This is a genomic window from Terriglobales bacterium (assembly GCA_035624475.1).
Classification (GTDB): Bacteria; Acidobacteriota; Terriglobia; order Terriglobales; family Acidobacteriaceae; genus DASPRL01.
Window position 1 is genome coordinate 1 of sequence record DASPRL010000181.1, and the last position, 24934, is coordinate 24934.

At 66.3% G+C, this 24934-nt stretch carries 26 protein-coding genes; 22 read left to right on the top strand and 4 right to left on the bottom strand.

Features of this window, described 5'->3' with window-relative positions:
* From VEG08_07490 to VEG08_07565, 16 genes are all read left to right on the top strand, one after another.
* The coding region (locus VEG08_07490) for a low specificity L-threonine aldolase (protein ID HXZ27829.1) at nucleotides 1-959 on the top strand (959 nt) is incomplete at its 5' end.
* A gap of 36 nt (nucleotides 960-995) precedes the next feature.
* The gene (locus VEG08_07495; GenBank protein ID HXZ27830.1) at nucleotides 996-1457 is read left to right on the top strand and encodes an SRPBCC family protein; all 462 of its coding nucleotides are present in this window, start codon (nucleotides 996-998) and stop codon (nucleotides 1455-1457) included.
* Between the two features lie 70 nt (nucleotides 1458-1527).
* Entirely contained in the window at nucleotides 1528-1701 is a 174-nt protein-coding gene (locus tag VEG08_07500; GenBank protein ID HXZ27831.1) for an Rdx family protein, read from the top strand.
* A 25-nt stretch (nucleotides 1702-1726) separates the two neighbouring features.
* Nucleotides 1727-2869: an acyl-CoA dehydrogenase gene (locus tag VEG08_07505; GenBank protein HXZ27832.1), complete on the top strand. Its 1143-nt coding sequence runs from the start codon at nucleotides 1727-1729 to the stop codon at nucleotides 2867-2869.
* Between the two features lie 152 nt (nucleotides 2870-3021).
* Entirely contained in the window at nucleotides 3022-4299 is a 1278-nt protein-coding gene (locus VEG08_07510; GenBank protein HXZ27833.1) for a hypothetical protein, read from the top strand.
* Between the two features lie 103 nt (nucleotides 4300-4402).
* Complete coding sequence (meaB, locus tag VEG08_07515) at nucleotides 4403-5326, top strand: methylmalonyl Co-A mutase-associated GTPase MeaB (protein ID HXZ27834.1); 924 nt, start codon at nucleotides 4403-4405, stop codon at nucleotides 5324-5326.
* Nucleotides 5326-5733, top strand: coding sequence for a methylmalonyl-CoA epimerase (gene mce / locus VEG08_07520; protein ID HXZ27835.1), 408 nt, complete (start codon nucleotides 5326-5328; stop codon nucleotides 5731-5733). Before meaB ends, mce begins: the two co-directional genes overlap by 1 nt.
* 1 nt (nucleotide 5734) lies before the next feature.
* A complete protein-coding gene (gene tsaB, locus VEG08_07525; protein ID HXZ27836.1) occupies nucleotides 5735-6409 on the top strand; it encodes a tRNA (adenosine(37)-N6)-threonylcarbamoyltransferase complex dimerization subunit type 1 TsaB in 675 nt (224 codons plus the stop codon).
* The gene (gene rimI, locus VEG08_07530) at nucleotides 6406-6876 is read left to right on the top strand and encodes a ribosomal protein S18-alanine N-acetyltransferase (protein HXZ27837.1); all 471 of its coding nucleotides are present in this window, start codon (nucleotides 6406-6408) and stop codon (nucleotides 6874-6876) included. The genes tsaB and rimI overlap by 4 nt, the downstream gene beginning before the upstream one ends.
* Before the next feature lie 51 nt (nucleotides 6877-6927).
* The gene (locus tag VEG08_07535) at nucleotides 6928-7155 is read left to right on the top strand and encodes a hypothetical protein (GenBank protein HXZ27838.1); all 228 of its coding nucleotides are present in this window, start codon (nucleotides 6928-6930) and stop codon (nucleotides 7153-7155) included.
* 134 nt (nucleotides 7156-7289) lie between these two features.
* Entirely contained in the window at nucleotides 7290-7955 is a 666-nt protein-coding gene (locus VEG08_07540) for a phosphatidylserine decarboxylase (GenBank protein ID HXZ27839.1), read from the top strand.
* The gene (locus tag VEG08_07545) at nucleotides 7952-8821 is read left to right on the top strand and encodes a phosphatidylcholine/phosphatidylserine synthase (protein HXZ27840.1); all 870 of its coding nucleotides are present in this window, start codon (nucleotides 7952-7954) and stop codon (nucleotides 8819-8821) included. Before VEG08_07540 ends, VEG08_07545 begins: the two co-directional genes overlap by 4 nt.
* A complete protein-coding gene (locus tag VEG08_07550) occupies nucleotides 8818-9888 on the top strand; it encodes an Asd/ArgC dimerization domain-containing protein (GenBank protein HXZ27841.1) in 1071 nt (356 codons plus the stop codon). Before VEG08_07545 ends, VEG08_07550 begins: the two co-directional genes overlap by 4 nt.
* Nucleotides 9885-10406: an LptE family protein gene (locus tag VEG08_07555; protein ID HXZ27842.1), complete on the top strand. Its 522-nt coding sequence runs from the start codon at nucleotides 9885-9887 to the stop codon at nucleotides 10404-10406. The genes VEG08_07550 and VEG08_07555 overlap by 4 nt, the downstream gene beginning before the upstream one ends.
* Nucleotides 10406-11536, top strand: coding sequence for a DNA polymerase III subunit delta (gene holA / locus VEG08_07560; protein HXZ27843.1), 1131 nt, complete (start codon nucleotides 10406-10408; stop codon nucleotides 11534-11536). The genes VEG08_07555 and holA overlap by 1 nt, the downstream gene beginning before the upstream one ends.
* Before the next feature lie 2 nt (nucleotides 11537-11538).
* On the top strand, nucleotides 11539-12228 hold the full coding sequence (locus VEG08_07565; protein HXZ27844.1) for an HNH endonuclease: 690 nt from the start codon (nucleotides 11539-11541) through the stop codon (nucleotides 12226-12228).
* Nucleotides 12229-12310: 82 nt separating this feature from the next.
* On the opposite strand, the gene rpsT is transcribed toward VEG08_07565, so the two are convergent.
* On the bottom strand, nucleotides 12311-12580 hold the full coding sequence (gene rpsT, locus VEG08_07570) for a 30S ribosomal protein S20 (protein HXZ27845.1): 270 nt from the start codon (nucleotides 12578-12580) through the stop codon (nucleotides 12311-12313).
* Nucleotides 12581-12646: 66 nt separating this feature from the next.
* On the opposite strand from rpsT, the gene VEG08_07575 reads away from it, so the two are divergent.
* From VEG08_07575 to era, 5 genes are all read left to right on the top strand, one after another.
* On the top strand, nucleotides 12647-14332 hold the full coding sequence (locus tag VEG08_07575; protein HXZ27846.1) for an AAA family ATPase: 1686 nt from the start codon (nucleotides 12647-12649) through the stop codon (nucleotides 14330-14332).
* Between the two features lie 211 nt (nucleotides 14333-14543).
* Nucleotides 14544-15557, top strand: a complete 1014-nt coding sequence (locus tag VEG08_07580) for a PhoH family protein (protein ID HXZ27847.1) — start codon at nucleotides 14544-14546, stop codon at nucleotides 15555-15557.
* 46 nt (nucleotides 15558-15603) lie between these two features.
* Nucleotides 15604-16050: an rRNA maturation RNase YbeY gene (gene ybeY / locus VEG08_07585; GenBank protein HXZ27848.1), complete on the top strand. Its 447-nt coding sequence runs from the start codon at nucleotides 15604-15606 to the stop codon at nucleotides 16048-16050.
* Nucleotides 16047-17378 (top strand): hemolysin family protein, encoded by a 1332-nt coding sequence (locus VEG08_07590; protein HXZ27849.1) that lies wholly within the window; start codon nucleotides 16047-16049, stop codon nucleotides 17376-17378. The genes ybeY and VEG08_07590 overlap by 4 nt, the downstream gene beginning before the upstream one ends.
* 5 nt (nucleotides 17379-17383) lie before the next feature.
* Complete coding sequence (gene era, locus VEG08_07595; protein HXZ27850.1) at nucleotides 17384-18331, top strand: GTPase Era; 948 nt, start codon at nucleotides 17384-17386, stop codon at nucleotides 18329-18331.
* Nucleotides 18332-18343: 12 nt separating this feature from the next.
* Here the strand turns inward: era and VEG08_07600 are convergent, their stop codons facing one another.
* The 3 genes from VEG08_07600 to VEG08_07610 all read right to left on the bottom strand — a co-directional run bounded on the left by VEG08_07600 (nucleotide 18344) and on the right by VEG08_07610 (nucleotide 22791).
* Nucleotides 18344-19696 carry a sigma-54 dependent transcriptional regulator gene (locus VEG08_07600; protein ID HXZ27851.1) on the bottom strand — a complete coding sequence of 451 codons (1353 nt, stop codon included), beginning with the start codon at nucleotides 19694-19696 and terminating at the stop codon, nucleotides 18344-18346.
* A complete protein-coding gene (locus tag VEG08_07605; GenBank protein ID HXZ27852.1) occupies nucleotides 19689-21929 on the bottom strand; it encodes an ATP-binding protein in 2241 nt (746 codons plus the stop codon). The genes VEG08_07600 and VEG08_07605 overlap by 8 nt, the downstream gene beginning before the upstream one ends.
* A 115-nt stretch (nucleotides 21930-22044) precedes the next feature.
* Complete coding sequence (locus VEG08_07610) at nucleotides 22045-22791, bottom strand: base excision DNA repair protein (protein HXZ27853.1); 747 nt, start codon at nucleotides 22789-22791, stop codon at nucleotides 22045-22047.
* Nucleotides 22792-23069: 278 nt separating this feature from the next.
* Between VEG08_07610 and pilB the strand changes: the two genes are divergently transcribed.
* On the top strand, nucleotides 23070-24788 hold the full coding sequence (gene pilB, locus VEG08_07615) for a type IV-A pilus assembly ATPase PilB (protein ID HXZ27854.1): 1719 nt from the start codon (nucleotides 23070-23072) through the stop codon (nucleotides 24786-24788).
* The last annotated feature ends 146 nt before the right edge of the window (nucleotides 24789-24934 follow it).

The following is a 24934-nucleotide window of genomic DNA, read 5'->3' on the forward strand; positions in this document are numbered from 1 at the left end:
AGGTGGGCGACGACGTCTACGGCGAAGACCCCACCATCAACCGCCTGGAGCAGCGCGCCGCCGAGATCTTCGGCCGCGAGGCCGCCATCTTCGTGCCCAGCGGCACCATGGGCAACCAGATCGCCATCAAGATCCACACCCGTCCCGGCCAGGAGGTGCTGTGCGAGGAGCGCGCCCACATCCTGGACTATGAAATGGCCATGCTGGCGCACTTCTCCGGTTGCGTGGCGCGGCCGGTGCGCGGCGAGGACGGCATCCTGCGCTGGGCCGACCTCAAGCCTCGCATCCGCCCCAAGACCTACTACGTGGCCCAGACCGGCCTGGTGGCGCTGGAGAACACGCACAACATGGCCGGGGGAACGGTCTACCCGCAGGCGGTGGCCGACGAGATCTGCGAGGGCGCGCACGACGCCGGCCTGCCCGTCCACCTCGACGGGGCGCGGGTCTTCAACGCTGCCACCGCCCTGGGCAAGCCCGTCGCCGAGATCACCCGCAAGTTCGATTCCGTGATGTTCTGCCTCTCCAAGGGCCTGGGCGCGCCGGTGGGGTCGCTGCTGGTGGGCAGCCGCAAGTTCATCGATCAGGCGCGGGTCTATAGAAAGTCGCTGGGCGGAGGCATGCGCCAAGCCGGCATCCTGGCCGCCGCGGGGCTCATCGCCCTGGAGAAGATGCCGGCGCGCCTGCAAGAGGACCACGCCAATGCCAGGTTCCTGGCCGAAGGCCTGGCCAGGGTCCCGAGCATCCAGATCCATGCCGGCAAGGTGGCCACCAACATCGTGATCTTCGACATCAGCGGCACGGGCATGACCTCCGCCGAACTGTCGCGGCGGCTGGGGGAGCGCAACATCCTGGCCAACGGCATCAGCCCCGAGGCCATGCGCATGGTCACGCACATGGACGTGGACCGCGGCGGCTGCGAGCGCGCCCTGCAGGTCCTGCGAGAGATCTGTAGGAAGTAACCGAGTCGGAAGAAGGGAAGCCGGCAACAACCGAAGATGGCCATTCGCCTCGAACATTCCGTCACCGCCAAGTGCCGCCCCGAGCACGTCTGGGAGAAGTTCCAGAAGCTGGAAGAGTGGTCCTGGTGGAACGCCTGCATCGGTCAGTCCAAGTGGCTGCAGGGCGAGCCCTGGAAGAAGGGCAGCCGCTTCCAGTTGGAGTTCGTGCGCCCGCGCAGCCTGAAGGTGCAGCCGGTCGTCCTGGAGGCAGAGGCGCCGGCCAAGGTCGCCTGGGTGGGCAAGGCCAAGGGCGTCACCGGCGAGCACTGGTTCAGCTTCGAATTGCAGCCCGACGGCTCGACCACCGTGCTCAAGACCTGGGAGGACTTTTCCGGCCCGGGCACGCTCTTGCTGGGTGAGGGCGTCAAGAAAGACATCGTGAAGATGTATGCCGACTGGCTCGACGCCCTGAAGGCGGAGGCCGAGAAGATCGCGCGCGAGCAGCACGCGCGCTCCTGAGGAGCCGACCATGAAGATCGAGATCCGCCGCTGCTTCACCTGACTGGACCTGATCGCTCAGGCGGGCCGCCTGAAACGAGCGCTGCGCGACGCCTTCGGCGTGAAGCCGGAGATGCATTTCGCGGGGAGGGGAGTGCTCGACGTGCTGGTGGACGGCAAGCTCATCTTCTCTCACCAGCAGGAGAACCGCCCCGCCGACCCCGACGACATCGTGCGCCGGGTCCGCGCGCTGGGCACAGCCTAGGCAACCGCGAAATCGAGGAGCCGTCTTGGACTTCCAACTGAACGAAGAGCAGCAGCAGTTGCGCAAGAGCGTGCGCCAGTTCGCCGAGCGCGAGATCCTGCCTCACGTTATGGAGTGGGACGAGGCCTCCCACTTCCCCCTGGAGACCATCAAGGAGCTGGGCAAACTGGGGCTGATGGGCGTGATCTTCCCGTCGGAGTACGGCGGCGCCGGCATGGGGTACATCGAGTACGTCACCGCCATCGAGGAGCTCTCGCGGGTGGACGGCTCGGTGGGCATCATCGTGGCCGGGCACACCTCGCTGTGCTCCAACCACATCTGGATCGCGGGCAGCGAGGAGCAGAAGCGCAAGTACATTCCCAAGCTGGCTACCGGCGAGTTCATCGGCGCATGGGGGCTGACCGAACCCGGCTCGGGTTCCGACGCCGGCAGCGCCCGCATGACGGCCGTCCGCAAGAAAGACTGCTGGGTGCTCAACGGCACCAAGACCTTCATCACCAACGGCCACTACGCCGACGTGGTGGTCGCGATCGCCGTGACCGACAAGACCGCGCATACCCACGGCCTCTCCGCCTTCGTGGTGGAGAAGGGGACCAAGGGCTTCCGCGCGGGCAAGAAGGAGAACAAGCTGGGCCTGCGCGCCAGCGACACCTCCGAACTCATCTTCGAGGATTGCTCGATCCCGCTGGGCAACCTGCTGGGCAAGGAGGGCGACGGCTTCGTGGACGCCATGCGCGTGCTCGACGGCGGGCGCATCTCCATCGCCGCCCTCGGCCTGGGCATGGCCCAGGGCGCCTTCGAGGCGGCGCTCAAGTACTCCAAGCAGCGGCAGCAGTTCGGTAAGCCCATCAGCGACTTCCAGGCCATCCAGTGGAAACTGGCCGACATGGCCACCGAGCTGGAGGCCGCGCGCCTGCTCACCTACAACGCCGCCGCCCGCAAGGACGCCGGGCTGAAGACCACCCAGGAGTCCTCCATGGCCAAGCTCTACGCCAGCGAGGTGGCGGTACGCTGCGCCAACGAGGCGGTTCAGATCCACGGCGGCTACGGCTTCATCAAGGACTACCCGGCGGAGAAGTTCTACCGCGATGTGAAGCTGTGCACCATCGGCGAAGGCACCAGCGAGATCCAGCGCCTGGTCATCGCGCGCCAGTTGCTGAAGGACTAGGCACGCGTGTGCAAGGGTGACGTTTTTCTCACCCGCTCGTCTATTTGCCTGAACGCCGGTCCCACCCCATTCTGGAAAGGAACCCTATGCTGCAGGGTACGAGTGGCCTTCTGGCTTCGCGCGCGCGTGGAACCCTCCGCCTTGCCTGCGTGGTGCTACTGGCATCCGCCGCCCTGGCCCAGGAGCCGGTCATCAACCCGGCAGTTGCGACACAGTACTTCCGCGAGGCCAAGGCGCTCTCCGAAAAGGACGCCGGCGCGCTCTGGGGCGTGCGCCTCTACGGACCGACCTTGCTGGCCGATCCCGAGACCCGTGTCGTGGTCGCGAACCAGGCGGATGACGAGGGGCACCTCGAGCCGGTGGGCGAAGTTTACACAGGCAAGCTGCCGGCCGAAGTCCCCATCGCCAACACCGCCGTGCGCTGGGCGGGGGTCGAATGGACCATGATCATGTGGCCGCTACCGCGCTACCGCCAGGAGCGCCTGCGGCTGATGATGCACGAGTCCTTCCACCGCATCCAGAAGCAGATCGGACTGCCCGCCATGGACTCCGTGAACAACCACCTGGACTCGCGCGACGGCCGCGTCTGGCTGCTGCTCGAGTGGCGCGCACTGACGCGGGCGCTGTGGTCCACCGGGCCGGCGCGGCGGAAGGCCATCGAGAGTGCACTCTACTTCCGCGCCTATCGCCGCTCGCTCTTCCCCCAGGCGGCCGCGAACGAGAATGCCCTGGAGATGAACGAAGGCTTGGCGGAATACACCGGCTACGCGCTGAGCAGCGCCGCTCCGCGCGAGTTCGAGATGCGCGCCGCCCTCAACACTCAAGACGCGCAGTACCGACAGACCTTCGTTCGCTCTTTCGCCTATGTCTCCGGGCCCGTCTATGGCTGCCTGCTGGATGAGTCCAGGCTGCCCTGGAGGAAGCTGGCGAAGAAGGAAGGAGATCTGGGTGCGCTGCTGGCCCGCGCCTATGGCATTCACCTGGGACCTGTAACGAAGAGTGCTGCGGCCGAACGCGCCGCCCGCTATGACGGCGACGAGGTCTTCGCCCTGGAGGACAAGCGCGAGGCCCAGCGCCAAAAGGTGGTCGCCGAGTATCGCGCCCGCGTGATCGACGGGCCGGTACTGGTCCTGCCTCTCGGCCCCAACGTGCAATGGGGCTTCGATCCCAACAACGTTGCCGCCCTGGACGAGAACTCGACCGTCTATCCCACCCTGCACCTGCAGGACGATTGGGGAACGCTGGAGGTCTCCAAGGGTGCGCTCATGGTGCGCGAGAACGGCCACTTCGCGCGCTGCCAGGTCTCCGCGCCCAAGGACGCGGCCGCTCGCGAAGGGGAAGGCTGGAAGCTCGAACTCAAGCCGGGATGGGTTTTGGCCCCCGGCCCGCGCGCCGGGGACTTCACCGTGAAAAGGGAAGGGACGCAGTAACTCAGCCGGGTGAGGCTGTGAACGCGACCTCGTTTATACTGCTCCTTCGGGCACTCTCCGGAGAGCGATTCTGAGCCGCGACCCACAATCCTTCATCGAGCGGGTGCGAGCGGGTGATCCGCGGGCGCTGGCGCGCGCCATCAGCGCCATCGAGGACCGGCGGCCCGAGTCGCTCGACCTGCTCAAGGCGCTCTTTCCCTTCAGCGGCAAGGCGCGGCTGGTGGGGTTGACGGGCTCGCCGGGCGCGGGCAAGAGCACCCTGGTGGACCAACTGGCGCGTCTCTACCGCCAGCAGGGGCGGACGCTGGGCATCATCGCGGTCGATCCCACCAGCCCTTACACCGGCGGGGCCATCCTGGGCGACCGCATCCGCATGCAGTCGCACCACGCCGATCCCGGCATCTACATCCGCTCCATGGCCACGCGCGGCTTCCTGGGTGGACTGGCCGGCACCACCGCCGACGTGGCCACCGTGCTCGACGCCAGCGGCAAAGACCTCATCCTGATCGAGACCGTGGGCGTGGGTCAGGACGAAGTGGACATCGTGCGCTTGGCCGACATCACCATCGTCATCCTGGTGCCGGGCATGGGCGACGACGTGCAGACCATCAAGGCCGGCATCATGGAGATCGCCGACATCTTCGTCATCAACAAGAGCGACCGCGAGGGCGCGGAGCGCGTGGAGCGCGAGATCCGCGCCATGCAGGCGCTGGCCGCGCGCGCCGACAAGTGGGCGCCGCCCATCGTCAAGACCGTGGCTACCGAGGGCACCGGCGTCGCCGACCTGGCTGCCGCGATCGCCCAGTACGAGGCCTTCCTCGAGAAGAACGGCCTGCTGCTCCAGAAGAAGACCGAGAATTGGCGCCAGCGCCTGGTGGAGATGCTGCGCGAGGCCCTGCTGGCGCGCGTGCTCCAGGAGCAGATGGGCGACGGCGCCGTGGCGCGCTACGCCGCCGAGGTCGCCGAGCATCGCCGCGATCCCTATACTCTGGTGGATGAGATCGTCCAGAAGCTGGGGAAGTCCTGATGTTTTCCATCGATCATCTCGGCGTCGCGGTCAAGTCGCTGGCGGCGGCCAAGGCCTTCTACCAGCAGCTTGGGCTCACCGTCTCGGGCGAGGAGACGGTGGAACACGAGAAGGTGCGCGTGGCCATGGTGCCCATCGGCGACACCCGAATCGAATTGCTGGAAGCGACCTCGGACGACTCCCCCGTGGCCCGCTTCCTCGCCAAGCGCGGCGAGGGGCTGCACCACCTGGCGCTGCACGTTCCCGACCTGGCCGGCGTGGTGGCGCGCATGAAGCAGGCCGGTACCCGCTTCATCTCCGACGAGATCATGACCGGCGCCGGCGGACACCGCTACATCTTCGTCCACCCCTCGAGCGCGGGCGGCGTGCTGCTGGAGCTGGTCGAGGAAGAGCTGAAGAAGGCCTGACATGCTGCTGCTCGGCATCGATACCAGCGGCAAGCACGGCAGCCTGGCGCTGGCCCGCGGCGATGCCCGCAGGTTCGAGGTCCTCGAGGTCATGCCCCTCACCGGCGGCACCTTTTCGGCGCAGCTCATCCCGCAGATCGCCTCGCTGCTCAGCAAGCACGACCTGAAGAAGGAGGACGTCGACGCGATCGCGGCCGCCTCCGGGCCGGGCTCTTTCACAGGATTGCGAGTGGGCCTGGCCGCAGTCAAGGCATTGGCCGAGGTGCTCGGCAAGCCTGTCGCCATGGTCTCGCTGCTGGAGGCGGTCGCCGTCGAGTCGGGTCAGGAAGGCAAGGTGGTGGCGGCCTTGGACGCCGGCCGCAGCGAGGTCTATGCGGGAGAGTTCGAGGTGAAGGGCGGCCAGGCTGTGCTCTGCCATGAGTGCCTGTTCACCCCGGGGGAGTTCGCGGATGTCCTGCGCACCTCCGGACGGCACGCGGTGACTCCCGATGAGGCCGTAGCCCGGACCTTGAAGGAGCTGGGCGTGGCCGAGGCGGTGGTCACGGTCTCCCGCCCGCGCAGCGACGCCATCGCCCGCCTGGGCCTGCGCAAGATCCTGACGGGCCGGACCGTTACCCCAGAAGAGCTGGACGCCAACTACATCCGCCGCTCCGACGCCGAGATCTTCCAGAAGTGAACATCCGCCCCGCAGTGATCGCCGACGTCCCCGCCATGCTCGAACTCGAGCGCCGCGCTGCCACCGCTGCCCACTGGAAAGAGCAGGACTACCAGCGCCTCTTCGAGTCCGGCACTCGGCGCCTCGCCTTGGTGCTGGAGGAGGAAGGGAAGGTCTGCGCCTTCCTTGTCGGCCGCGACCTGGGTGAGGAGTGGGAGATCGAGAACGTGGCCGTCGCCGGCCCGGCGCGCCGCCGCGGCCTGGGCACGCGCCTCCTGGGCGAATGGCTTGACCGCGCCCACGCCCACGGGGCGCACAGCGTCTTTCTTGAGGTCCGCGAGTCCAACCGCGCCGCCCGTGCTCTCTACGAGAAGTGGGCCTTCCTCGAAAGCGGCCGCCGCAAGTCCTACTACCACGACCCGGAAGAAGACGCCCTGGTCTACCGCCTTACTTTTCCACAGGCGACCGAAATTCCCGTTGAAGGGTAAAATAGCGTGTGGTAGGGTTTTACGGCCAGACCTCGGTAGGAGGTGCACTGGATGGCATCCCAGGTGAGAGATTTGCTCATCACCCAGAGCGAGGAGTTTCGCAAGCTCCTCCAGGAACACTCGCAGTACTCCCAACGCCTCGACACTTTGATCCAGAAGCGGTTCCTCTCTGAAGACGAGAAGCTGGAAGAGGTTCGCCTGAAGAAGTTGAAGCTGCGGCTCAAGGACCAGATGGAGATCCTGGAGCAGCGGTACCGGCGCGATCACCAAGTGGCCTGATCGATCGAGGTTCCCCCAGCCCCCGCCGCAAGGGCGGGGGTTTGCTCTTGCGGCCGCCGCTCCCCTCCTCCCACCAGGAACCCAGAAAGCCAGAGGGCGCGCGAGAAAGCCCGCTATAATCAGGGTGTCCCCTCATGGTTCGAGATGGCATTTATTACGCCTTGGGCGCGCTCGCCGCAGCCGCGGTGGTGAGCTGGGTGGCCAATCCCTGGTGGGCCTTCCCGCCACTGCTGCTGGGAGCGCTCTGCCTGTGGTTCTTCCGCGACCCGGAGCGCAGCATTCCGCGGATCCCAGGGGCCATCGTTTCTCCCGCCGACGGCAAGGTCACCGATGTTTCCACAGTGCAGGTGGAAGGGCAGCCGCGCACCCGCATCAGCATCTTCCTGAGCATCTTCGACGTGCACGTGAACCGCTCGCCCATCGCCGGCGTGATCCGCAGCGCCGAGTACCGCCGCGGTCGCTTCATGAACGCCATGGCCGGCGAATCGGCCGAGCACAACGAGCAGAACGTCGTGACCGTGGAGGGCGCGGGGCAGACCCTGGTGTTCAAGCAGATCGCCGGCGTGATCGCGCGCCGCATCGTCTTCACCAAGCGGGTGGGCGACACCGTGGCCTGCGGGGAGCGAGTCGGCCTGATCAAATTCGGCTCCCGCACCGACGTGCTGCTGGACCCGCGCGCCGCCGTCGGCGTGAAGGTGGGCGACAGGGTCAAAGGAGGCTCCAGCGTGCTCGCCACCCTGCTTCCGGCGGGCGAACCGGAGCTGGCCGGCGCCGCGTCCTACCGGGAAGGAGACGCGTGATCGACACCACCCCCATGCGCCGCGCCGACGACCCCTTGCCGTCCCGCCATCCCCGCAAGGGGATGGCGCTGCTCCCCGGCCTGTTCACCGCCGCCAACATCGCCATGGGCTACTACGCGCTGGTGCAAGCGCTCTTGGGCTCGGTGGCCGAGCCCTGGCACTTTGACAACGCCGCCAAGGCCATCGGCATCGCCGTGGTCCTGGACGGTCTGGATGGCCGCATCGCGCGCCTCACCGGGACCACCAGCGACTTCGGCCGCGAATTCGACTCCCTCGCCGACGTCGTCACGTTCGGCGTGGCCCCCGCCCTGCTGGCCTGGCTCTGGGGATTCCGCCTGCTGCCGCCCATGGCCAACCTGGATCTGCACGCCCGCCTGATCCAGGTCGGCGGCATCGCCAGCTTCGTCTTTCTGATGGCCGGCGCCAGCCGCCTCGCCCGCTTCAATATCCAGCGCAACCCGCAGCCCTCCAATCCCGGCCGCCCCGGCCGCAAGTATTTCGTGGGTATGCCCATCCCCGCCGGCGCCGGCGTGATCGCCGCCATCGTGCACTTTACCTCCGGCGAGCCGGTGGCGCTGTGGTGGCTGGCCGCCACCTGGATCGCGCTGCTGGTAGCGTTGGCCTTCCTCATGGTCAGTACCTGGCGTTTTTACAGTTTCAAGGACATCGACCTGCGCCGTAGCCATCCCTTCCGCAACATCATCCTCATCGGCTTCCTCATCGCCGCCATCTGGTTCTTCTCGCGCTACGTGCTCTTCGCCATCGCGCTGGTGTACATGCTCTCCGGCGTGGTGGCGCGCCTCTTCTACGCGCTGCGCCGCCCCGCAGCCGCGCCCGCCTACGAGGAAGCTTCCCAGCCGCGATGACCGCCCCTGCGAAACCGGGTTCCTCCGGCCGGGCCGGCGTGGCCGGCGGCGGTGGACTGCTGCGCGTGGCCATCGTCGGCGCCGCCACCCTGAAAGGGAAGGAGCTGAAGGAAGTCCTCGAGGCCGGCAGCTTTCCCGCGGTGGATGTGAAGCTGCTCGATGATGACGAGGCGCTGGGCCAGCTCGAATCCGTGGGCGACGAGGCCACCTTCATCCAAAGCGTGCTGCCCGAACACCTGGAGCACGTGGACCTGGCTTTCTTCGCTTCGGAGCCCGCGTTCACGCGCAAACACTGGAACACGGCGCGCAAGACCGGCGCCGCCATCGTGGACCTCTCTTACGTTCTGGAGGACGAGCCGGGCGTGGCCGTGCGCTCGCCCTGGATCGAGCAGGAGCTGGGCGACGGCGCGCCCGCCCCCGAAGCGCGCACGGTTGTGGCCGCCCATCCCGCCGCCACCGTGTTGGCGTTGCTGCTGCTGCGCGCGCAGAAAGCGGGCCGGCTGGAGCGAGCGGTCGCAACCATCTTCGAGCCCGCCTCCGAACACGGCCGCCGCGGTATGGACGAGCTGCATCAGCAGACCGTCAGCCTGCTCTCCTTCCAACCGCTGCCCCGCGAGATCTTCGACGCCCAGGTGGCATTCAATCTGGTGGCCCGCTACGGAGAGAAGGCGGCCCCCACGCTGGAATCTGCTGAGCAGCGCATCCTGGCACATTTCCGCCGGCTGGCGGGGGAGCGCGTGCCCGTGCCTTCCGTGGTGCTTTTGCAGGCTCCCATCTTCCACGGGCATGTGTTTTCCCTTTATGTTGAGACCGAGGGGAAGGTGTCCTGGGGCGAGCTGGCGCGAGTCCTGGAGGGAGAGCACATCCGTGTGCTGCGCGCCCCCGAGGATCCCCCCAGCAACGTGAGCGCCGCCGGTCAGGACCAGGTCCTGCTGATGCTGCGCCAGGACCTGGCGCGCCAGAATGCCTTCTGGCTGTGGGCCGCGGCGGACAATCTCCGAATCAGCGCGCTCACCGCGGTAGACTGCGCCGCCGCGTTGGCGCGCTCTCAGGGGAAGGTGGCATGAGGAAGCTGACGGCGGGCGTCGCGCTCCTGCTGGGGACCCTGGTCTCGGGCTGCGGTTACCACCAGGCCGGCCACGCCGATCGCTTACCCGCCGACGTCCACTCCATCGCCGTCCCCGCCTTCGTCAATCAGACCCAGAGCTACCGGCTGGAGCAACTGCTCACGGCGGCCGTGGTGCGCGAGTTCACCACCCGCACGCAGTACCACATCACTACCCGGCCGGATGAATCTTCCGACGCGGTGCTGCGCGGGGTGGTCACCTCCGCCCAGTTCGCGCCCCTGACCTACGACTCGCAGAGTGGCCGCGCCTCCTCCGGCCTGGTCACCGTCAACCTGCGGGTGCAGTTGCTCGACCGCAAGGGCAAGGTGCTGTGGGAGAACCAGAACTACGTCTTTCGCGAGGAGTACCAGATCTCCAGCGATGTGAACAGCTTCTTCGAGGAGGAGTCGCCGGCGCTGGAGCGCGCCACCCGCGATTTCGCCCGCACCCTGGTCAGCAACATCCTGGAGAACTACTGATGGCGAGCCGCGGCTTCGCGCCCTCCGAGCGCTTCGTCTCCGAGGTCAAGACGCGCAAGCTCGCCCCCGCCTACGTCTTCGTCGGCGATGAGGTGTTCTTCCGCAAGCGCTGCCGCGACGCCATCCTCGAACACCTGGTGCCCGCCGACCTGCGCGACCTCAGCATCTCGGAGATGGACCTGGCCGAATCGACCGTGCAGGAGATGTTGGACCGCGCGCGCACGCCCTCGCTCATGGCGCCCTTCCAGGTGTTTTTCATTCGTGGGGTGAAAGGGCTGTACGGGCGCGGCTCGCATGAGGAGGACTTCGCCGCCATCGCCGCCTACTGCAAGGACCCCAACCCCGACGCGGTGCTCATCTTCCTGGCCGACCACATCTCCATCCCCGCCGACGCCCGCCGCATGGAACTGGCCGACCGCGACCGCTTCGAGCGCATCCGCGAGACCCTGGGCGAGTGCTGCACCATCGTCGAATTGGCGCGCGTGGAAGAGGGCGAGGCGGTGCGCTGGGTCACGGAGACGGCGGCGGCCGGCGACGTCAAGGTCGAGCCCGACGCCGCCCGCGAACTGGTGGATGCCCTGGGCGGCGATCTGATGATGATCGCCAACGAACTGGAGAAGCTCCTGCTCTACGTGGGCGAGAAGAAGCGGGTCACGCTGGGCGACGTCGAGACCATGGTGCTGGCGGCCAAGCAGCGCACCCTCTACGAATTGACCGACGCCATCTCCTCCAAGAACCGTGCCCGCGCCCTGGAGGTCCTCGATGCGATCCTATCGGCGGGCGAGGGCGACGAGGCCGCCATCGGCCATCTCTACATGCTGGCCAAGACCTTCCGCCAGATGTTGGTCATTCTGGAGCGCAACGTGCGCGACTCGCGCGCCATCTGGCAGGCGCTGTGGCAGGGCTTCCGGGTGCCTCCCTTCGCCGCCGAGGACCTCATCCGCCAGGCCCGCCGCTACAAATCGAGGCGGGAGATCACCCGCGCCCTGCGCCTCATTGCCAAGGCCGACCTCGCCTTGCGCTCCAACCCGGCCTCCAAGCGCCTGGTCTTGGAGAACCTGGTGATGGAACTTGCCTCCGAGCCCAAGCCCGTCGAAAGCGGCTGGGAACAGCAGCAGTTGCCGGTGTGAGCATGCAGCCGGGCGACATCGTTTCCCACAACGACATGTGTTCTCGCGAGCGGCGCATGCTGCAGCACGGAATGAACTTCCGCGCTGACACCCACTCGGTTCTTCTGATGAGCCGTCGTCGTGGCGCCCCATACGACGATCAGGTTCTCAAGGAAGGCCGAATCCTCATCTACGAAGGACACGATGTTCCGCGAAGAGGTGGCGTCAAGGATCCCAAGCGTCATGACCAGCCAATGCGGACGCCATCCGGTACCCTGACTCCTAACGGCAAGTTCTACGAAGCGGCACACGCCTTTAAGAGCGGAAAGCACCAACCAGCATTGGTGCGCGTGTACGAGAAGATCAAGGACGGGATATGGACCTATAACGGCGTTTTTCGACTCGTTGACGCCTGGGAAGAAGAAGCCGGCAATAGAAGGGTCTTCAAGTTCCGGCTGGAGATGACCGATCTGGAATTGCCAGCCACCACCCCCGGTGGTTTGGAACTTGAGCACAATCGGATGATTCCGACCACTGTGAAGCTCGAAGTGTACAAGAGGGATAAAGGCCAGTGCGTGTTATGCGGTAGTAAGGACAATCTGCACTTTGACCATGACTATCCCTACTCCAAGGGAGGCACCTCGCTATCCGCCGAGAACATTCGACTGCTCTGCGTCCGTCACAATCTCCAAAAGGGAGCGAAGATTCAGTAGGCAAGGTCGAAGAGCAAACAGAATCGGCAGGCCCCAGGGCCTGCCGTGATCTTCCTGAGAGCTGATGGCTGAGCGCTGACGGCTACTTCGCCGCCAGGGCCTTCAGCCGCGCCTGCAGCCGCGCCTTGTAGCGGTCGGCGGTGTTGTGGTGGATGACGCCCTTCTGGATGGCCTTGTCGATGGCCGAAGTGGTCTCGCGGAAGCGGGCCTCGGCGGCCTTGCGGTCGCCCTTGGCCAGGATCTCGCGGAAGGCGCGCAGTTCCGAGCGCAGCCGGCTCTTGTGGGTGCGGTTGAGGGCGGTGCGCTTCTCCGTCTGCCGCGCCCGCTTCAGCGCTGAAAAATGGCTTGCCATAACGTCCGGGTGTCCTCTGAAGGATTTTGTGGGGAAAACCGAATACGTTATTGTACGGGAAGCCCTATGGCCGGTCAAACCGACGACTGCCTCAGCCGCCTGAAGATCCTCTTCAACTCCACCACTCCGGTGGTGATCATCGAGACCCTGGAGGAGGAGCGCCTGATGTTCCTGGTGCGCAGCGCCTGCTCCGAGCTGGATCTGCCGCTGTTCGAATGGAGCATCGCGACCGGCCTGGTGCGCTCCGGGTCGAACGCCCCGGTGCAGGCTCCGACCGGCCAACGCACTACCCAGACCGACGTGGCCAAGCGCATCGCGGCGGCCCAGGCGGCCCTGGTCCAGGCCAACCTGCCGCCGGTGGACTTCGGCAGCATCGCCGCCGATCCGCCCTCCTCGCAAGGCGCCCCCATCGTGAACACGGCGACCGCCTCCGGCGTGCTGGCTCATCTCGACACCATGACCATCCCCTCGGTCTTCGTACTCAAGGACTTCCATCGTCAGATGGACGACGCCATCGTGGTGCGGCGGCTGCGCGAGGTGGCCCAGGACTTCGCTCACCAGCGGCGCACCATGATCCTGACCGGCCCCAGCGTGACCGTGCCGCCGGAACTCTCGAACCTGGTGGAATACGTGGACCTCGCGCTGCCCGACCGCGAGCGCCTGCGGCAGATCATCCAGGAGACCTACAGGCGCCTGGCCGGGATGTATACCCTGAAGTCCGCCCTGGACGAGGAGGGGTGGAATGCGGTCGCCTCCAACCTGCGCGGCCTCACTGAGGAAGAGGCGGAGCGGGCCGTGGCCCAGGTGATCGTGAAGAACTACGGGCTGATGCCTCCCTGCGTCACCGAAGTGCTGGAGGCCAAGAAGGAGATCCTGCGGCGCACCGGGATGCTGGAGTTCGTGGACGTGACCAGCTCCATGGCCTCGGTGGGCGGCCTGGAGAACCTGAAGAAGTGGCTGCAGAAGCGCGCCGGCGCCTTCGCCGACGACGCCCGCAGCTTCGGGCTGGAGCCCCCGCGCGGGCTCATCATCATGGGGGTACAGGGCTGCGGCAAGAGCCTGTGCGCCCGCTCCATCGCCGGCGAGTGGAAGCTGCCCCTGGTCCGCTTCGACAGCGCCGCCGTCTTCGACAAGTACATCGGCGAGACCGAGAAGCGGATCAAGAAGCTCTTCGACGTTGCCGAAGAGCTTTCGCCCTGCGTGCTCTGGATCGACGAATTGGAAAAAGTCTTTGCCGGCAGCGCGCCGGACTCCGCCTCGGTGGACGCCGGCGTCTCCTCCCGCCTGCTGGGGTCCTTCCTCTCCTGGATGCAGGACCGCAAGTCGCCGGTCTTCGTGGCCGCCACCTCCAACAACGTGAACGCGCTGCCCCCGGAGTTGATCCGCAAAGGCCGCTTCGACGAGATCTTCTTCGTCGACCTGCCCAACTCTGCCGAGCGGCGGGCCATCTTCGGCCTGCAGTTGGCGCGGCGCAAGCGCAACCCTGCCGACTTTGACCTCGATCGCCTGGCCGGCGCCAGCGCCGACTATTCCGGCGCGGAGATCGATGCCGTGGTGCAGTCTGCCATGTACGCCTCCTTCAGCGAGCACAAGCCCATGAGCACCCAGAGCCTGCTGGAGGAGTTGAAGAACACCGTGCCGCTCTCCGCCACCCGCGCTGAGGACATCGCCGAGCTGCGCGATTGGGCGCGCGAGCGGGCCGTCCCGGCCTCCCTGCCGGAGGGTGTCCACCCGGATCGGCTGCCAGCCTAGAAAACAGGAGGAAGGTCCTTTGCTTTCAGTATCTTAGATGACAAGGCGCGGCCTCCTTGACTGGCCCTGCGGGGCGGGTTAGGCTATCGCCAATGGTAGCCCCGCCTCGTGGCGCGCACCTCCACCTGGTTTTCCAGCCCACTCCGACAATCCTCGCTGTGCCGGGCAGGCGGCGCAAGAGCGTCCACCGGGGGTCCCGCCGGGAGTCACGTTGAAGAAGAACATCCAGATCAGCCCCAACATCGAGACCCTGTTCGGCACCCGGGACGAGAACCTGCACCTGCTCGAACATGGACTCCATGTCGCCATCGACCTCAAAGCCGACTCCATCGAGATCGAAGGCGCGGCCAAGGACGTCGCCCGCGCCGAGCAGGTCTTTGCCGACTATGCCCACCTCCAGCGCAGCGGCCACGCCTTCAATAACGGCGACCTGGCTTCCATGCTGCGGCTGCTGGCGGGAGACGCCACCGCCACCCTGCGCGGCCTGGCCGAGGCCGGACGCCAGCGCTCTGCGGGCAAGCGCCACGTCCAACCCAAGAGCCAGAACCAGCGCCGCTACGTCGAAGCCATCGAGAAGAGCGACATGGTCTTCGGCATCGGCCCGGCGGGCACGGGCAAGACCTATCTGGCCGTGGCCATGGCGATCTCCGCGCTGGTGGCCAAGCGGGTGAACCGCATCATCCTGGCGCGCCCGGCGGTGGAGGCGGGCGAGCGCCTGGGCTTCCTCCCCGGCACCCTGCAGGAGAAGATCGACCCCTACCTGCGCCCGCTCTACGACGCCCTCTACGACATGCTGGAGCCGGAGAAAGTGGACCGCTTCCTGGAGAAGAACATCATCGAGATCGCGCCCATCGCCTTCATGCGTGGCCGCACCCTCAACGACTCCTTCATCATCCTCGACGAGGCGCAGAACACCACGCCGGAGCAGATGAAGATGTTCCTCACCCGCATGGGCTTCAACTCCAAGGCGGTGATCACCGGCGACATCACCCAGATCGATCTGCCCAGCGCTCGCCGCAGCGGCCTGTTGCAGGCCATCGACATCCTCAAGGACGTGGACGGCCTGGCCTTCTGCTACTTTAACGAGAGTGACGTGGTGCGCCACCACTTGGTGCAGCGCATCATCCGCGCTTACGACGAAGCCAAGACGGCCGAAGAGCAGCAGATGCCGCTGATCGAGAACGGCAATTCCCGGCCCGTCCGGGGTAGCGAATCCAAAGAGTAGAATGAGGCGTGCGCACGCGCCCTCCAGTTCCTGTTGGGAGACGCAGGTGGTGATCCTAGAGAAGAAACTCGAGGGAGTGAGCGCCGCTGCCCTGGCACGCTTTGCCGCCCGCGCCCGTCGCGCCGCGCGCCTGCACGGCGAGGTGGCGGTGCTGGTGGCCGGAGACCACGAGCTGCGCGGCCTCAATCGCCGCTTTCGCCGGAAGGACCAACCCACCGATGTCCTCTCGTTCCCGGCTGCGAGTGACGGTCTGGCAGGTGACATCGCCATCTCCGCTACCACCGCGGCCCGCAACGCCCGCCGCTTCGGGCATACCCTGGCCGATGAGTTGAAGGTCCTCATTCTGCACGGCATGCTGCACCTTGCCGGCCATGATCACGAGCGCGACCACGGCGAGATGGCGCGGCGCGAGGAGCGCTTGCGCCGCTCCCTGGGTCTGCCTGCCTCCCTGATCGGGCGCACCCGCCCCCGGGCGCGGAAGGACCGGCCATGACCCACCTTAGCTACGCCATCTTCTTGGCGGCCGGCGCCCTGCTCTTGGCCGTGCTGACGCTGGTCTCTTACGTGGAGCGGATCTACGCCGAGGCGGGCAAGTTCCTCTCCCGCAATTTCGAGGAGAACATCGAGGCTTACGAGCAGCGCGTGGAGCCCCGATTGGGGGTGAGCCGCGAACGCGCGCAGCTCTCCATGGCGGTGCTGGCCCAACTCGCCACCGCGGCGCTGGCGCTCATGATCGCCTACACCGTCTTCCGCGATGCCCGCTGGAGCGGCGCCGAGATCGCCGAAGCCGCGGTGGGCCTGGTGCTGATCATCATCCTCTTCAATCGCCTGATCCCCTTCATCCTCTTCAGCCGCACCCGCGGCGAGTGGCTGGTCTCGCTGGTGTGGGTGCTGCGCCTGCTCATCTACCTGGCGCTGCCGGTGACGCTGATCCTGGGCTTCGGGCTCTCGGTGGCGGCGCTGGCGGAGGCCCATCCCCCCGAGGAAGCGGAGCCCACCGAGGCCGTGGACGCGCTGATCGAAGCCGGCCAGGAGGAAGGGATCCTGGAGGAGAGCGACCGCGAGCTCATCCAGTCGGTGGTGGAGTTTGGCGACAAGACGGTGCGCGAGGTGATGACCCCGCGTCCCGAGGTCGTGACCGTGCCCATCACCACCACCGTGGAGCAGTTCAAGGAACTGCAGCGCACCCGCCCCTACTCGCGCGTGCCCGTGTACCGCGGCAACATCGATCACATCGCGGGCCTGGTGCTGGCCCACGACGTTCTGCAGGTGCCCGACAGCGAGGCCCGGAGCACCACCATCGCCGGCATGCTGCGCCCCGTGCACTTCGCCCCCGAGGTCCAGCACGTGCGCTCCCTGCTGCGTGAACTGCAGAAGGAAAACAGCCACATGGCCATCGTGCTCGATGAGTACGGGAACACCGCCGGCGTGGTGACCATCGAGGACATGGTGGAAGAGATCGTGGGCGAGATCCGTGACGAACACGAGGCCAAGCCTGACGTGGTCAAGGAGAGCGAGGGCTCTTACCTCGTCCCCGGCAACCTGGATGTGGACCGCCTCGATCAGCTCTTCAGCGTGCGCTTGGAGGGACGAGAGGCAACCACCGTGTCCGGCCTGGTCAGCGAGATCCTGGGTCACATCCCCGTGCAAGGTGAGGTGGTGGAGGAGGGCGGCTTGCGCTTCGAAGTGCTGGAGTCCACCGACCGCCGGGCGGAGCGGCTGCGCATCCGGGCCCGGCCCCCGGCGCCGCCGCAGGCCGCGCCCGAACCCGCCCGCAGGACCACCAAGCCGCCGCGGCAGCGCAAGTCAGCGAGGGCCTGAGCCGGATGTCATTCCGCTCCGGCTTCGTCTCCATCATCGGCCGTCCCAACGCCGGCAAGTCCACCCTGTTGAACGCGCTGGTGGGACAGAAAGTCGCCATCGTCACTCACAAACCGCAGACCACGCGCCACCGCATCCAGGGCATCGTCAACCTGGAAGCGCGCCAGGGCCGCCCCGCCGGGCAGGTCGTTTTCATCGACACGCCCGGCGTCCACCGTCCGGAATCGTCGCTCAACCGCAAGATGATGCGCGAGGTGCAAGAGGCGCTGGAGAGCCGCGATCTGCTTCTGCTGATCGTAGATGCCAGCCAGTCCATGGGCGCCGGCGACCGCTTCACCCTGGACCTGGTGAAGAAGGTCGGCGGGCCGGTCTTCCTGCTGCTCAACAAGATCGATCTGATCGAGAAGGGCAAGCTGCTGCCCTTGATCGACCGCTACAGCAAGCTGCACTCCTTCCAGGAGATCATCCCTGTCTCCGCCGTCAAGGGCGACGGCCTGGAGCTGCTGCTCGACAAAGTGGCGCAGGCGCTGCCCGCAGGCCCGCGCTACTTCCCCAAGGACCAGGTGACCGACCAGCCTGAGCGCTTCCTGGTGGCGGAACTCATCCGCGAGCGGGTCCTGGTCGAGACCAAGCAGGAACTGCCGTACGCCACCGCGGTGCAGGTAGAACAGTTCGAGGAGTCGCCACGCATGACCCGCATCGCCGCCGCCATCTACTGCGAGCGCGAAGGGCAGAAGGGTATCCTCATCGGGCGTGGCGGCGCCATGCTCAAGCGCATCGGCAGCGCCGCCCGCCGCGAGATCGAGCGCATGCTGGGCGGGAAGGTCTTCCTGGAGCTGTTCGTGAAAGTGAGCCCGGGCTGGCGGGATTCGCGCGCCTTCGTCGAAGGCCTGGACTGGCGCCGGCAACTGGAAGACCTGGCCGACATTCCAGACTCTTCCGAGGAGACCTAGACCAGCCGCCGCCTACTCCTTCACCGCGATGCCCAGCGCCTTCATCTTGCGGTAGAGGTGGCTGCGTTCCAGGCCCAGCACCTCGGCGGTGCGGCTGACGTTGCCGTGGTTCTCATCCAATTTCTTCAGGATGTAGTCGCGCTCATAGGCGGCGCGGGCCTGGTGCAGGGTGGAGAACTCTCCCGCCGCCCGCCGGCCGCCGTCGCGGTAGACCAGCGGTGGCAGGTGGCGGCGATCCAGCCGGAACACGGTGGGGTTCATGATCACCATGCGCTCGATGACGTTGCGCAACTCCCGCACGTTGCCCGGCCAGGCGTAGCGCATCAGAGTGTCGATGGCGTCGTCGGTCATCTCCTTGAGCCGGCGGCTGTAGGTGGTGGAGAACTCCTTCAGAAAGTAGCGCGCCAGCAGGGGGATGTCCTCCCGGTGCTCGCGCAGCGGCGGCACGTAGAAGGGAATGACGTTCAACCGGTAGAAGAGGTCTTCGCGGAAGTTGCCCCGGGAGATCTCGTCCTCCAGGTCCTTGTTGGTGGAGGCGATGACGCGCGTATCCACGGTAATGGCCTCGTCACCGCCCACCGGGGTGAAGCGCTGCTCGTCCAGCGTGCGCAGCACCTTGGACTGGGTCTTGAGGCTCATGTCCCCGACTTCGTTGAGGAACAGCGTTCCCTGGTCGGCCTTCGCGAACTTGCCCTGCTTGTCGTGGGCGGCGCCGGGAAACGAGCCCTGGCGGTGCCCGAAGAGCTCGCTTTCGATCAGGTCCTCGGGGATGGCGGCGCAGTTGACCTCGACGAAGAGGGCGTCCTTGCGCAGGCTCTGAGCGTGGATAGCCAGCGCCACCAGCTCCTTGCCCGTCCCCGACTCGCCGTAGATCAGCACCCGCCCGTTGGTGGGCGCCATGAGCGCGATCTGCTGTCGCAGGGCCTTCATGGGCACGCTCTCGCCCACGATCACGCTGCGCGACTGCACCTGCTTCTTCAGCTCCCGGTTCTCGTCGCGCAGGCGGCGCGCCTCGGCGGCGTGCTTCACCAGGATGAGGGTCTTCTCCAGGGAGATGGGCTTTTCCAGGAAGTCGTAGGCGCCCAGCTTGGTGGCGCGCACCGCGGTCTCGATGGTGCCGTGCCCTGAGATCATGATGACCTCGGGCCCGTCTTCCAGCTCCTTGATCTTCTCCAGCGCCTCCAGGCCGTCGATCCCCGGCAGCCAAACGTCCAGCAGCACCACGTCGACGGGGTGCTTCTTGAGCGCTTCCAGGCAGGCTTCGCCGCTCTCCGCGGTGAGCGCCTTGTAGCCCTCGTCTTCCAGGACGCCTTTCAGCGACTGGCGGATCCCGGATTCGTCATCCACGATGAGGACGTTATGCATGGGGATGGGCGGGCTGGCTCACGGGTTCTGGGGCCACCGGCAGCTCCACGATGAAGCGGGCTCCCAGGGGCTGGTTCTCTTCCACGCGGATGGTGCCGTGGTGGTCTTCGATGATGCGGCTGACGATGGCCAGCCCCAGGCCCGTACCCCGGCGCTTGGTGGAAAAGTAGGGCAGGAACAGCTTCTCCTTCAACTCGCGGGTCACGCCGTGGCCGGTGTCGGCGACCACGATCTCCACCGCTTCATGGGCATCGACCAGCGCCGTCGAAATGTGCAATTCGCGCAACAGGGAATCCTGCATGGCCTCGGCGGCGTTGTCCACCAGGTTGGCCAGGGCACGCTTGATGGCCTCGGCATCCGCCATCACCTTGGGAAGATCGGCGGCCAGGTCGGTGCGCACCTGGATGTTGTCCAGGCGCCCGTTGAACATGGCGAGCGAATTCTCCACGATCGCGTTGATGTTGGCGGGTTGAGGCTGGGCGGCTGGGAAACGCGCCAGGGCGGCGAATTCGTCCACCAGCGAGCGCACCGTCTCGACCGCTCCCTCGATGGTCTCGGCGCAACTGCGGATGATGCCGAGGGACTGCGGGTCGGGCTCGGCGCCGCGCTCCAGGTGGCGGCGGATGCGCTCGGCCGAGAGCGCGATGGGCGTCAGCGGGTTCTTGATCTCATGGGCGACCCGGCGCGCCACCTCCCGCCACGCCGACTGCTTCTGCGCCTTCAGCAGGTCGGAGAGGTCCTCAAACACCAGCACCCAGCCCAGGCGCTGTCCTTCGTGCTCCAGAGAGGCCACGGTCACCGCCACATTCAGCTTGGCGCGCTGCGCCACGATCTCCATCTGGCTGGTGATCGTGCCCATGCGATTGGCCTTGCGGACCAGGTGCTCCAGGTCCCCGACCACCTCCTCGGAGAAGAGGTCGCGCAGGGTGGAGCCGGCGGCGGTGCGGGGCAGGGCGATGGCGGTTGCTTGCGGACTGAAGATGCGGGCGAAGGCGGGGTTGCTGTGGGTGACTCGGCCATCCGCGCCCAACGAGAGCACCCCCGTGGGAATGCTCTCCAGAATGGTCTCCATCTGGCGTCGCCGCTGTTCCAGCTCGACGTTGGCGCCCGCCAGGTCACGGCTGGAGGCCTCGATCTGCCGCCGTCCCGCTTCCAGCTCCTCCGCCATGCGATTGAAGGAAGAAACCAACTGGCCTAGCTCATCGGTGGCGGGCACCTCTACCCGGTACTCCAGGCGCCCGCGCGAGATCTGCTGCGTGGCCTCCGCCAGCGCCGCCACCGGGCGCGTGACCAGCTTCGAGAGATACAACGCCAGGTAGGTCGAGAAGAACAGAACCACCACCGTCAGCAGCAGCAGGATGAGCACGAAGGTCCGCCGCACCAGCTTGCGCTGCTGGCTGAGCTCGGCGTAGCGCTGCTGGCTGGCCTCGATGCGGCTCAGGGCGGCGCTGTAGTTCGGAGGCAGGGGCATGGCTACCAGGATCCGGCCATGCTCGTCCACGGATGCGACCCCCAGCGTGTACTCCCGGCCCTCCAGGGTGAAGGGGTGGAAATGGGGTGCCGCCGAGGCCTTCCAGTCAGGGAGCTTGGAGCGCAGCACTCCCCAGGGCTCGGGATTATGGAAGCTGGCCATGGCATCGTCATCCACCAGAGCCAGAGCGAAGCCTCCCTGCAGGGTGGGCTCACGCTGCCGCAACTCGTTGATGACCCCGGAGTAGTTGCCACTCTGGAAGGCGTGCTGGACGTCAGGCGCGGCGGCGATGCTCTGAGCCTCGGCGGTGGCATTCTGTCCGGCATAGTCGGCCAGCAGCGTTGCGATCTGGCCTGACTCTTCGCGCAGCTCCTCCACCGGCCGGGAGAACCACTTGTCGATGGAGCGGTTCATCACCTGGTAGGCGAAGATGAACAGGAAGATCACCGGGGTCACCGAGAGCAGGAGCGCGCCGATCACCATCTTGGTGCGGAACTTGGAACCCAGCACGCCTCCGCGGCGCTCGGCGTAGAGCTTCAGCAGGTTGCGCCCCAGCACGAACAGGAGCGCCACCAGCAGCAGGAAGACCAGCAGCGAGAGGGCGGTGAACAGCAGCGTCTGCTCGGCCGTATCGGGGCGGAGGAAAGTGAGATTGAAGGCGGTTTGGGAGAACACCACCGCCAGCAGCACGGTGACGCCGATGGTCAGGGCTACGACCAGGGCCTTGCGATGGGGAGGACGGGTTGGCTTGTCGGGTGACACGAAAACATCCGCGCCCAGGCCGACGCCGGCAGGCGGGCCTCTTCGGGCTGGGCTCTGGTGCGCGGTGCCCCTCATTATAGACCCGGCGGGACGACGGCCCGGCTTGTGCGTTCCCCTAGCGCTTGGGGCCACCGGCCGGCAGGAGAGGCTCCAAGGGACAGCCCGTGCACTTGGCCTCCGCCTTCAGGCAATGGCGTTTGCCGAGCTGGACGAACAGGGCGTGGTACTCGTTGTACACATGAGCCGCGGGCGGCGTCTGGACGAGCCGGAACTTGTGGCGCCGCGCGTGGAGGCTGCGCGGCGCCTGCGGCGGCGGCTCGTCGTGCAGAGCTTCTTCCACCAGCGCCCGGATCTCTTCGTAGCTTGCCTCGCCCCGCAGGAGGCCGTGGCGATGCAGCACGCGGTGTGTGTAGGTGTCCACTACGAACGAGGCATGACCGCCGGCGTAGAGCAGGATGGAATCGGCGGTCTCGGGACCGACGCCGTTCAACTCGAGCAGTTCCTGGCGCAACTCCTGGGTGGGGCGCGCGAACATACGGGCCAGGGACCCTCGATAGCGGCGGTCCAGGTAGGCCACGAAGATCTTGAGCCGGCGGGCCTTTTGCCGAAAGTATCCCGAGGGACGTACCAGCCGCTGCAACCGCTGGAGCGGAGTCTTCCGGATGCCGGCTGCGCTCAGACTCCGCGCAGCGCGCAGGTTGGCGAGAGCCCGCGCCACGTTGGTCCAGGCGGTGTTCTGGGTGAGATAGGCGCCGACGATGACCTCGAAGCGGGTGCGCGCCGGCCACCAGTCCTGCGTGCCCCAGGCCCGCAGCAGGGCCCGGTAGTAGGAGCGGATGGCGGCGGTCTTCGGGCCCTTCACGGCGACATTGTACCGGGCTCGCGCACCGGCCGGTGCCGCTTCCCATCCGCGCTCTTCCCACCGGCGAGCGGTGGTACCATGAACGCAGCAGCGGTGCCGGAAGAGTTATCAGCCGGGGCCTGTCGACGGTTGACAATTTCTGTCACTCCGCATAGGATTCGCCCAAACTCGCAATGTGTGTTCTGTCCCTGAATTTGATTCAGGATAGCCGCGTCTTCGGGGTGTGTTTGCAGCTTGACTGGGCACGGCAAGCGGTCGGATAGGGAGTCCACAAAGTAATGTCGCAACGGCTCGGCGATCTTCTGGTCAAAGAGAAGGTCATCACATCGGAGCAACTGGAGCAGGCGCTCAAGGTGCAGAAGGACACGGGCGCGCGCCTGGGCTCGGTGCTGGTGAAACTCGGCTTCCTCTCCGACGAGGATGTGACCAATTTTCTTTCCCGCCAGTACGGCGTGCCCGCGATCAATCTCTCCTACTTCGAGATCGATCCCGCGGTGATCAAGCTGGTTCCCCATGAGACTGCCAAGCGCTACCAGATCCTGCCCCTGAGCCGCGTGGGTGCCTCGCTCACCATCGCCATGGTGGACCCCACCAACGTCTTCGCCATGGACGACATCAAGTTCATGACGGGATTCAACATCGAGCCCGTAGTGGCGTCGGAGAGCGCCATCATGGAGGGCATCGAGAAGGCCTACGGCGCCGGCGACCAGGAAGACGATATGGAGAAGGTCATGGCGTCGATTGGCGAGGTGACCGACGCCGACGTCGAGGTGCAGAACGAGGAAGAGGAGCTGGCCCTGGCGCAGTTGGAGAAGGCGGCCGACGAAGCTCCCATCGTGAAGCTGGTGAACCTGATCCTCACCGATGCGGTCAAGCGCGGCGCCAGCGACATCCATATCGAGCCCTACGAGAAGGAGCTGCGGGTGCGCTTCCGCATCGACGGCATGCTGCAGTCCATCATGAATCCGCCCATCAAGCTCAAGGACGCCATCACCTCCCGCGTCAAGATCATGGCCAAGCTCGACATCAGCGAGAAGCGCCTGCCCCAGGACGGCCGCATCATGCTCAAGATGAACGTCGCGGGGAAGAAGAAGACGCTGGACTACCGGGTCAGCACCCTGCCCACGCTCTGGGGCGAGAAGATCGTCATGCGCCTGCTGGACAAGGAGAACCTGCGCCTGGACATGACCAAGCTGGGCTTCGAGCCGGAGTCGCTGGTGAAGTTCGAGAAGGCGATCCTGAAGCCCTACGGCATGGTGCTGGTGACCGGTCCTACCGGTTCGGGCAAGACCAATACGCTCTACTCCTCCATCGCCCGCCTCAATACTCCCGACACCAACATCATGACCGCGGAAGACCCGGTGGAGTTCCAGCTCACCGGGGTCAACCAGGTGCAGATGAAGGAGTCCATCGGGCTGAACTTCGCCGCCGCGCTGCGCGCCTTCCTGCGGCAGGACCCCAACATCATCCTGGTGGGCGAGATCCGCGACTTCGAGACCGCCGAGATCGCCATCAAGGCCGCCCTCACCGGCCACCTGGTGCTCTCCACCCTGCACACCAACGGAGCGCCGGAGACCATCAGTCGCCTGATGAACATGGGCATCGAGCCCTTCCTGGTGGCCACCTCGGTGCACATGATCGTGGCCCAGCGCCTGGTGCGGCGCATCTGCAAGGACTGTGGCGAGGTGGTCGAGATCCCCTACCAGAGCCTGATCGAGGCCGGCTACGGCCCCGAGGAAGCCAAGACCGTCAAGATCAAGAAAGGCAAGGGCTGCCAGACCTGCAACAACAGCGGCTACAAGGGACGCTGCGGTCTCTATGAGGTGATGGAGGTCGACGACGAGATCCGCGAGCTCATCCTGGTGGGCGCCTCCGCCCTGGAGCTCAAGAAGAAGGCCATCGAGCGCGGCATGATCACCCTGCGGCGCAGCGGCCTCATCAAGGTCATGAACGGCGAGACCACGCTCGAAGAAGTAGCCCGCGAGACGGTGCACTGATTTCTATCCTGGAACGGGAAGGCGGAAGGCGACATGGCAACCACCCTCAGTGACCTGCTGAAGAAGATGCTGGAGATGAGCGGCAGCGATCTCCACATCACCACCAACTCGCCGCCCCAGATCCGCGTTCACGGCCACCTGACGCC

Excerpts from the sequence above, each read along its gene's own strand:
- VEG08_07495 (HXZ27830.1), top strand. The coding sequence starts at position 996 with ATGGCCATTCGCCTCGAACATTCCGTCACCGCCAAGTGCCGCCCCGAG.
- mce (HXZ27835.1), top strand. The coding sequence starts at position 5,326 with ATGTTTTCCATCGATCATCTCGGCGTCGCGGTCAAGTCGCTGGCGGCG.
- tsaB (HXZ27836.1), top strand. The coding sequence starts at position 5,735 with ATGCTGCTGCTCGGCATCGATACCAGCGGCAAGCACGGCAGCCTGGCG.
- VEG08_07535 (HXZ27838.1), top strand. The coding sequence starts at position 6,928 with ATGGCATCCCAGGTGAGAGATTTGCTCATCACCCAGAGCGAGGAGTTT.
- VEG08_07540 (HXZ27839.1), top strand. The coding sequence starts at position 7,290 with ATGGTTCGAGATGGCATTTATTACGCCTTGGGCGCGCTCGCCGCAGCC.
- VEG08_07550 (HXZ27841.1), top strand. The coding sequence starts at position 8,818 with ATGACCGCCCCTGCGAAACCGGGTTCCTCCGGCCGGGCCGGCGTGGCC.
- VEG08_07555 (HXZ27842.1), top strand. The coding sequence starts at position 9,885 with ATGAGGAAGCTGACGGCGGGCGTCGCGCTCCTGCTGGGGACCCTGGTC.
- holA (HXZ27843.1), top strand. The coding sequence starts at position 10,406 with ATGGCGAGCCGCGGCTTCGCGCCCTCCGAGCGCTTCGTCTCCGAGGTC.
- VEG08_07565 (HXZ27844.1), top strand. The coding sequence starts at position 11,539 with ATGCAGCCGGGCGACATCGTTTCCCACAACGACATGTGTTCTCGCGAG.
- rpsT (HXZ27845.1), bottom strand. The coding sequence starts at position 12,580 with ATGGCAAGCCATTTTTCAGCGCTGAAGCGGGCGCGGCAGACGGAGAAG.
- VEG08_07575 (HXZ27846.1), top strand. The coding sequence starts at position 12,647 with ATGGCCGGTCAAACCGACGACTGCCTCAGCCGCCTGAAGATCCTCTTC.
- VEG08_07590 (HXZ27849.1), top strand. The coding sequence starts at position 16,047 with ATGACCCACCTTAGCTACGCCATCTTCTTGGCGGCCGGCGCCCTGCTC.
- era (HXZ27850.1), top strand. The coding sequence starts at position 17,384 with ATGTCATTCCGCTCCGGCTTCGTCTCCATCATCGGCCGTCCCAACGCC.
- VEG08_07600 (HXZ27851.1), bottom strand. The coding sequence starts at position 19,696 with ATGCATAACGTCCTCATCGTGGATGACGAATCCGGGATCCGCCAGTCG.
- pilB (HXZ27854.1), top strand. The coding sequence starts at position 23,070 with ATGTCGCAACGGCTCGGCGATCTTCTGGTCAAAGAGAAGGTCATCACA.